Origin of the sequence: Ancylobacter gelatini, assembly GCF_022601675.1 — a bacterium.
Classification (GTDB): Bacteria; Pseudomonadota; Alphaproteobacteria; order Rhizobiales; family Xanthobacteraceae; genus Ancylobacter; species Ancylobacter gelatini.
On record NZ_JAKVIL010000006.1, the window covers coordinates 302045 to 310307 of the forward strand.

Below are 8263 nucleotides of genomic sequence, written 5' to 3' on the forward strand. Positions count from 1 at the left end.
GCCATGACCGCGTCGAGCTTCGACGGGGCGCTTTCGCGCGTCCTTGTGCATGAGGGAGGCTGGTCCGACCACCCCCGCGATCCCGGTGGGGCGACCATGAAAGGCGTGACCCAGCGCGTCTATGACGGCTGGCGCCGGCGGGCGGGGCTGAAGACCCGCAGCGTGCGCCAGATCGCGGATACCGAGCTGCGGGCGATCTATCGCCTCCAGTACTGGGACGCGGTGCGCGGCGACGACCTGCCGGCGGGGCTCGACTATTGCCTGTTCGACGCGGCGGTGAATTCCGGCGCGGCGCAGGCGGCCAAATGGCTCCAGCGCGCGCTGGGCGTCACCGCCGACGGGCAGATCGGCGAGGCGACGCTTGCCGCGCTCGCGGGCCGCGACGTGGCGGCGCTGATCCGGGATGTCGGCGACCGGCGGCTCGCCATGCTGCGCGCGCTCTCCACCTGGAGGACGTTCGGGACGGGCTGGTCACGGCGCGTGGCGCGGGTGCGCGAGGAGGCGCTGAGCCTCGCCGCGGGGAAGGCCGCCACCGTGCCGGTGCGGGGGATCGACGAGGGGGCGACGCCCAAGGCGCGGGCCGGCGACATGCGGCTGTCGCGCACGCCGGAAGGGGCGGGCGGGCTGATGGCCGGTGCCGGCAGCCTCGGCGCGGTGATCGCCGAACAGGCCGACCGCCTCGCGCCGCTGGCCGAGCTGTCGCTGCTGCTGCGCTGGCTGTGCGCCGCGCTGGTGCTGGCCGGCGTCGCGCTGACGCTGCACGGCGCGCTGGCGCGGATCCGTGCCGGGGAGGCGCGGGCATGAGCGCGCTGCTCGGGCTGATCGCCAGCCCGCTCGGGCGCGCGGCCGCGCTGGTGCTCGCCGTGCTGGCGGCGCTGGGCGGGCTGTATCTCAAGGGACGGATGGAAGGCCGGGCGGCCTGCCTGGCGGAGGGAGAACGCGATGTGCTGGAGACGATTTCGCGCGCGGAGCGTGCGCGCGCTGGCGCTGCTGAGCGCGACGCTGACCCTGGGCGGTTGCGCGAGGACGACAGCTTCCGGCGCGACTGAGGGCGCGTGCGGGGCGTTCCACGCCATCAGCTGGTCGCGCGCCGACACCGACCCCACCATCCGGCAGGTGAAGGCGCATAACGCCGTCGGCCGCGAGCTGTGCGGCTGGCACGGCTGACCTTGCGGCAGCGGCGAGACCTGACAGCGCCGCGCGGCAATGGCATGCTCCCCCGAATCGAGCCACCACGCCGATGCGGGGGAGAAACCGTGCGCCTGCTTGTTGTCGAGGACGATCCCGATCTGAACCGCCAGATTTTCGAGGCGCTCAGCGAGGCCGGCTATGCGGTCGACCGCGCCTATGATGGGCAGGAGGGGCATTATCTCGGCGAGAACGAGCCCTATGACGCGGTGGTGCTGGATATCGGCCTGCCGAAGATGGACGGGCTTTCCGTGCTGGAGGCCTGGCGGCGGGCCGACAAGAAAATGCCGGTGCTGATCCTCACCGCCCGCGACCGCTGGAGCGACAAGGTGCAGGGCTTCGACGCCGGCGCCGACGACTATGTCGCCAAGCCGTTCCATATGGAGGAGGTGCTGGCGCGCATCCGCGCGCTGCTGCGCCGCGCGACCGGGCACGCGGCGAGCACGCTGACCTGCGGGCCGGTGATGCTCGACACCCGCTCCGGCCGCGTCACGGTGGATGGCAAGCAGGTGAAGCTGACCTCGCATGAATACCGGCTGCTGGATTATCTGATGCACCATGCCGGGCGCGTGGTCTCGCGCACCGAACTGGTCGAGCATCTGTACGATCAGGATTTCGACCGCGATTCCAATACGATCGAGGTCTTTGTCGGCCGGCTGCGCAAGAAGCTCGACGTCGAGGTGATCCAGACCGTGCGCGGGCTGGGCTATCTGCTGCTGCCGCCGGAAACCCCGCGCCAGGAGCCGCCGCGCTGATGCGCGCCGGCTCGCTCGCGCTCCGGCTGTTCATCTCGGCCACGCTGGTGAGCGCGGCGGTGCTGATCATCACCGGCATCGTGCTCTCCACGGTGTATCGCGAGGCGGTGGAGCGGGCCTTCGACCGGCGGCTCGACGTCTATCTCAAGACCATCGTCGCCGACGTCGCCAATTCCGGCACCGGCTCCATGCCCGAGCCCACGACGCTGGGCGACCCGGTGTTCAGTTTCCCGCTCTCCGGCTGGTACTGGCAGATCACCCGCATCGACGGCCCGGCCCGGCAGGTGAAGACCGCGCGCTCGCTGCCCGAGGGCACGCTGCCGCTGCTGTTCGAGAAGAATCCCGACGCCGATCTTTCCGGCCTGCGCGAAGGCTATGCGAAGGGGCCGGCGAACCAGAACCTGCGCATTGTCGAGCGGATCGTCGACCTCGGCGATGACGGGCAGTTCGCGGTGTCGGTCGCGGCCGATGCCGGCGAGATCGAGGACGAGGTGTCGGGCTTCAACGAGGCACTGACCGTGACGCTCGCCGTGGTCGGCGTGGCGATCCTGCTGACGCTGATCTTTCAGGTCGTGTTCGGCCTGCGCCCGCTCAAGCGCATGCTCGCCGGGCTCTCCGCCGTGCGGGCGGGCGAGGCGGAGCGTATCGAGGGCCGCTATCCGGTCGAGCTGGCGCCGCTCGCGGCCGAGGTCAATGCGCTGATCGACAGCAATCGCGAGATCGTGGAGCGCGCGCGCATGCATGTCGGCAACCTGGCCCATGCGCTGAAGACGCCGATTTCCGTGCTGCAGAACGAGGCCGCCGCACGGGGCGACGACGCGCTCGCGTTCAAGGTGCGCGAGCAGGCCGAGGTGATGAAGGGGCAGGTGGCCCATCATCTGGAGCGCGCCCGCATCGCCGCGCGCGCCACGGTGACGACGACGACCGAAGAAGTCGGCCCGATCGTGGAAAAGCTCGCCGGGACGCTGGCCAAGGTCTATCGCGCCAGGGGCATCGCGGTGGAGACCGACATCGCGCCGGGCCTGCGCTTTCGCGGCGAGCGGCAGGATATCGAGGAGATTCTCGGCAATCTCATCGACAATGGCTGCAAATGGGCGCGCTCGCTGGTCGAGGTGAGCGTGGCGCCGGCCGCGGAGGCGCCCGGTGGGCGGGCCTTCTTCACCCTGACCATCGACGATGACGGCCCCGGCCTGAGCGCCGGCGAGCAGGCGGAGGCGCTCAAGCGCGGGCGGCGCCTCGACGAGACGCAGCCCGGCTCGGGCCTCGGCCTGTCGATCGTGACGGAGCTGGCCGGGCTTTACGGCGGTGGGCTGACGCTGGAGCGCTCGCCTTTCGGTGGTCTGCGCTGCGTGGTGCGCCTGCCGGCGGCGTGATGCGTGCGCCGCCCGAGCCGTGGTTTTGCCCTATTCCTCTCGCTTTCTGCCCCCGGAACCGGCTAGTTTGGGCTGAATTGGATTCTGGGAGACCTGTTTTATGCGTGCTGTGAAGCTTGTTGCCGTCGGTTTGATCGGTGTGTCCCTGGCGGGCTGCCAGACCGCGCAGGACAATCCGAACACGGTTGGCGGTGCCGCGATCGGCGCGCTGGCGGGCGGTGTCATCGGCCAGCTTGCGGGCGGCAATACCGGCGCGACGCTGGCGGGTGCGGCGATCGGCGGCCTTATCGGCGGCGCCATCGGCAACTCGCTCGACGCGCAGGACCGCGCCCGCGCCCAGCAGGCGCAGATGCAGGCGCTGGAATATGGCAACCCCGGTGCGCCGGTGAGCTGGCGCGGCGAGAGCGGAGCCTATGGCACCATCGTGCCCGGCCCGACCTATGCGCGCGGCGGTTCGCCGCGGTGCCGCGAATTCACCCACACCATCTATATCGACGGCCAGCCGCAGACCGCGCGCGGCACCGCCTGCCGCAACCCGGACGGCACCTGGGCGCCGGTCGCCGGCTGACGCGGCATCGACGCATGATCAAAGGGCATCCGCGACGTGGAATGGACGTCGCGGATGCCTTTCTTTTGCCCATGGCCGCTCCGGCTCCACTCGCGTGACTGTGAGGCTGCGGCGATGGGACCGAGGTTGTTACGGATTGGCGTCGGGCCGAAGGTCGGGTACCTCAGCGCATTAGAGGAACCCTAATGTTGCTGTGGACCGCCATTTCGCTGATGACCGGGGCCGCGATTCTCGCGGTGCTCTGGCCCTTGCGCAGCCGTGACGCCGAGGTGGGCAGCGCCGTCGAGGCGGATATCGCGGTCTATCGCGACCAACTCGCCGAGATCGAGCGCGACCGCGCGAACGGGCTGATCGGCGAGGCCGAGGGCGAGGCGGCGCGCGCCGAACTCGGCCGCCGCATCCTGCGCGTCGCCGGCGAGGCCGAATTGCTGCGCCCGCAGCGCAGCGATTTCCACCGCCGCACGGTCGCGGTCATCGCGCTGGTTCTGCTGCCGGTGGCGGCGGGGGCGACCTATCTCGCGCTCGGTTCGCCGCAACTCGGTGGCCAGCCGCTGGCCGCGCGGCTCGAAGGTGCCCCCCAGCAGAACGATGTGGCGATCCTGATCCGCAAGGTCGAGACGCATCTGGAAGCCAACCCGCAGGACGGGCGCGGCTATGAGGTGGTCGCGCCGATCTATATGCGCATAGGCCGCGTCGACGACGCGGTGCGCGCCTGGGGCAATGCCATCCGCCTGCTCGGCTCCAGCCCGCAGCGCCAGACCGGGCTCGGCGAGGCGCTGCTCTCCCAGTCGGGCGGCGTCGTCACTGCCGACGCCAAGGCCGCGTTCCAGCAGGCGCTGGCGGATGATCCCTCCGATCCCAAGGCGCGCTATTATCTCGGCCTCGCCGCCGAACAGGACGGCAAGCCGCAGGAGGCCGCCGTGATCTGGACCCGGCTGGCGGCCGAATCCCCCGCCGACGCACCCTGGCAGCCGCTGCTGCGTACGGCGCTCGCCCGTGTCGGGGCCGAGCCGCCCCCGCCGGCTTCCGGCCCGAGCGCGGCCGATGTTGCCGCCGCGCAGGCCATGAGCCCGGAACAGCGCGCCACCATGGTGCGCGGCATGGTCGAAGGGCTGGAGCAGCGCCTCGCGCAGGACGGCAACGATATTGACGGCTGGCTGCGCCTGATGCGCGCCTGGAGCGTTCTGGGCGACACCGCCAAGGCCAAGGCTGCGGCCGGCGATGCGCGCGCGCAATTCGCCAAGGACGACGGCGCGCTGGGCCGCATCGACGCGCTGTCGCGCGAGCTCGGGCTCGGGAGCTGACATCATGACGCGCAAGAAACGTCGCCTCGTCCTCATCACCAGCGCGCTCGCCGTGCTCGGCGTCGCCGCCGGGCTGGTGCTCTACGCGCTCAACGACACCATTGTCTTCTTCCGCTCTCCCAGCGAGATCGCCGCCGAGGGCACGGCGCCGGGCTCGCGGCTGCGGCTCGGCGGGCTGGTGAAGGAAGGCAGCGTGGTGAAGCAGGACAATGCCCATGTCCGCTTCGTCGTCACCGATGGCGGGGCGGACATGGCGGTGGCCTATGCCGGCCTGCTGCCGGACCTGTTCCGCGAAGGGCAGGGCATCATCGCCGAGGGAGTGCTGGAGCCGGATGGCAGCTTCCGCGCCGACAGCGTGCTCGCCAAGCACGATGAGAACTACATGCCCAAGGAAGTCGCCGATGCGCTGAAGAAGCAGGGCGTCTGGCAGGAAGGGAGCGCGACGCGATGACGGCTGCCATCGGGGTCACGCCTTCGCACGTTCGTGCCTGTCGGGAGCGGATCCGCGGCTTGAAGGGAAGGGCGCGCGCATGAACCCCGAAATCGGCCATTACGCACTCGTCCTCGCGCTCGGGCTGGCGCTGCTGCAGACGGTGATCCCGATCTGGGGGGCAAAGGTCGGCGACGCGGCGCTGATGCGCACCGGTTCCTCGCTGGCGCTGGCCTTCTGCGGCTTCGTCATGCTCGCCTTCGCCGTGCTGACGGTCGCCTATGTGCAGTCCGACTTCTCGGTGCAGAACGTGGTCGAGAACTCGCATTCGCTGAAGCCGCTGCTCTATCGCATCACCGGCGTGTGGGGGAACCATGAGGGTTCCATGCTGCTCTGGGTGCTGGTGCTCGCCATTTTCGGGGCGATGGTGGCGCTGTTCAGCGGCAATCTGCCGGCGACGCTGCGCGCCAATGTGCTGGGCGTGCAGGGCTCGGTGGGGGCGGCGTTCCTGCTGTTCATCCTTTTGACCTCCAACCCGTTCCTGCGGGTGGTGCCGGCGCCGGCCGAAGGGCAGGACCTCAACCCGATCCTGCAGGATATCGGCCTCGCCATCCATCCGCCGCTGCTCTATCTCGGCTATGTCGGCTTCTCCGTGACCTTCTCCTTCGCGGTGGCTGCGCTGATCGACGGGCGCATCGATGCCGCCTGGGCGCGCTGGGTGCGGCCCTGGGCGCTGGCGGCGTGGGCGTTTCTGACGGTGGGCATCGCCATGGGCTCCTACTGGGCCTATTACGAGCTTGGCTGGGGCGGCTGGTGGTTCTGGGACCCGGTGGAGAACGCCTCGCTGATGCCGTGGTTCGCCGGCACCGCGCTGATCCATTCCGCCGTGGTGATGGAAAAGCGCGACGCGCTGAAAGTGTGGACGGTGCTGCTCGCCATCCTCGCCTTCTCGCTGTCGCTGCTCGGCACCTTCCTGGTGCGCTCGGGCGTGCTGACCTCGGTGCATGCCTTCGCCACCGACCCGACGCGCGGCGTGTTCATCCTCGCCATCCTCATCCTCTTCATCGGCGGCTCGCTGGCGCTGTTCGCCCTGCGCGCCCCGCTGCTGAGGCAGGGCGGCATCTTCGCGCCGATCTCGCGCGAGGGCGCGCTGGTGCTGAACAATCTGCTGCTCACCGCCTCGGCGGCGGCGGTGTTCATCGGCACGCTCTACCCGCTGGCGCTGGAGGCGTGGGACGGCTCCAAGATCACGGTGGGAGCGCCCTATTTCAATCTCACGGTCGGTGCGCTGATGCTGCCGGTGGTGTTCGCCATGCCGTTCGGCCCGATGCTGGCCTGGAAGCGCGGCGATCTCGCCGGGGCGGCCCAGCGGCTGATGACGGCGTTCGGCCTCGCCATACTGGCGGGCGCGATCGGGCTTTATCTCCATGGCGGCGGGCCGGCGCTGGCGCCGCTCGGCGTCGGGCTGTCGGTGTTCGTCATCATCGGCGCCATCGTCGACATCGCCGAGCGCGGCGCGGTCGGGCGCGTGCCGCTCGCGACCTCCTGGGCGCGGCTGCGCGGCCTGCCGCGCGCCAGCTACGGCGCGGCGCTGGCCCATGCCGGCGTCGGCATCTGCCTGCTCGGCATCGTCGCCGAGACCAGCTGGAACTCCGAGCGCATCGCCGGGGTCAAGCTCGGCGAGAGCTTCGAGGTCGGGGGCTACGAGCTTACGCTCGCGCGCGTCGAGCCCCGCAACGGCCCGAATTACCGCGATCTCGTCGGCGTGTTCGCGGTCCGGCATGGCGGGGTCGACGAGGGCACGATCGAATCCGCCAAGCGCCTGTTCACCGCCCGCAACATGCCGACCACCGAAGCCGGCATCCGCACCATGTGGTTCAGCCAGCTTTATGTGAGCCTCGGCGAGGAGTTGCCGAACGGGGCGATCGGCGTGCGCGCCTATTGGAAGCCGCTGGTGACGCTGATCTGGATCGGCTCGGTGATCATGGCGTTCGGCGGGGCACTGTCGCTGTCCGACCGGCGGCTGCGCGTGGGCGCGCCGCGCCCGGCGAAGAAGCCGCGGGTGATCGAGCCCAAAATGGCGGCGGCGGAATGAGCGGCTGGCGCACCCTCGCGGCGGGGCTGATGCTCGCGCTGGCGCTCGCGGCGCCCGCCCATGCGGTGCAGCCCGACGAGGTTCTGGCCGATCCCGCCCAGGAAGCGCGGGCACGGACGCTGTCCAAGGAACTGCGCTGCATGGTGTGCCAGAATCAGTCGATCGACGATTCCGACGCGCCGCTGGCCAAGGACCTGCGCCTTCTGGTGCGCGAGCGCATCGAGGCCGGCGATAGCGACCGCCAGGTGCTCGACTATCTGGTCGCGCGCTATGGCGAGTTCGTGCTGCTGCGCCCGAGCCTCCACGGCGCCAATCTCCTGCTGTGGGGCGGCCCGTTCCTGATCCTGTTTGGTGGCGCGCTCGCGCTTTATCTGCGCGGGCGGCGCCGCGAGGTTGTCGCCGGGCCGGCTGCGCGGCTGAGCGTGGAAGAAGAGGCGAAGCTGCGGCAACTCATGGGCGAAAAGCCGGACGACGTTACCAAACTGTAATACCGGCTCCAGATTGCGTTAAGGCTGGGTTTTCTAGGTTGGGGATCGAACATGGCCGCCAT

At 70.2% G+C, this 8263-nt stretch carries 9 protein-coding genes; all 9 read left to right on the plus strand.

What is annotated here, in order from left to right:
• The first annotated feature begins 3 nt into the window (after positions 1-3).
• The 9 genes from MKI84_RS13220 to MKI84_RS13260 all read left to right on the plus strand — a co-directional run bounded on the left by MKI84_RS13220 (position 4) and on the right by MKI84_RS13260 (position 8201).
• On the plus strand, positions 4-804 hold the full coding sequence (locus MKI84_RS13220; RefSeq protein ID WP_241620125.1) for a glycoside hydrolase family 108 protein: 801 nt from the start codon (positions 4-6) through the stop codon (positions 802-804).
• The gene (locus MKI84_RS13225) at positions 801-1049 is read left to right on the plus strand and encodes a hypothetical protein (protein ID WP_241620127.1); all 249 of its coding nucleotides are present in this window, start codon (positions 801-803) and stop codon (positions 1047-1049) included. The genes MKI84_RS13220 and MKI84_RS13225 overlap by 4 nt, the downstream gene beginning before the upstream one ends.
• 207 nt (positions 1050-1256) lie before the next feature.
• On the plus strand, positions 1257-1943 hold the full coding sequence (locus tag MKI84_RS13230; protein WP_241620128.1) for a response regulator transcription factor: 687 nt from the start codon (positions 1257-1259) through the stop codon (positions 1941-1943).
• Positions 1943-3316, plus strand: a complete 1374-nt coding sequence (locus MKI84_RS13235) for an ATP-binding protein (RefSeq protein ID WP_241620131.1) — start codon at positions 1943-1945, stop codon at positions 3314-3316. Before MKI84_RS13230 ends, MKI84_RS13235 begins: the two co-directional genes overlap by 1 nt.
• Before the next feature lie 100 nt (positions 3317-3416).
• Positions 3417-3884 carry a glycine zipper domain-containing protein gene (locus MKI84_RS13240; RefSeq protein ID WP_241620133.1) on the plus strand — a complete coding sequence of 156 codons (468 nt, stop codon included), beginning with the start codon at positions 3417-3419 and terminating at the stop codon, positions 3882-3884.
• A 185-nt stretch (positions 3885-4069) separates the two neighbouring features.
• Positions 4070-5188 (plus strand): c-type cytochrome biogenesis protein CcmI, encoded by a 1119-nt coding sequence (ccmI, locus tag MKI84_RS13245; protein WP_241620135.1) that lies wholly within the window; start codon positions 4070-4072, stop codon positions 5186-5188.
• 4 nt (positions 5189-5192) lie between these two features.
• A complete protein-coding gene (gene ccmE, locus MKI84_RS13250) occupies positions 5193-5639 on the plus strand; it encodes a cytochrome c maturation protein CcmE (RefSeq protein ID WP_241620137.1) in 447 nt (148 codons plus the stop codon).
• A gap of 79 nt (positions 5640-5718) precedes the next feature.
• Positions 5719-7713 (plus strand): heme lyase CcmF/NrfE family subunit, encoded by a 1995-nt coding sequence (locus tag MKI84_RS13255; protein ID WP_241620139.1) that lies wholly within the window; start codon positions 5719-5721, stop codon positions 7711-7713.
• Positions 7710-8201, plus strand: coding sequence for a cytochrome c-type biogenesis protein (locus tag MKI84_RS13260; RefSeq protein ID WP_241620140.1), 492 nt, complete (start codon positions 7710-7712; stop codon positions 8199-8201). The genes MKI84_RS13255 and MKI84_RS13260 overlap by 4 nt, the downstream gene beginning before the upstream one ends.
• Positions 8202-8263 lie beyond the last annotated feature (62 nt).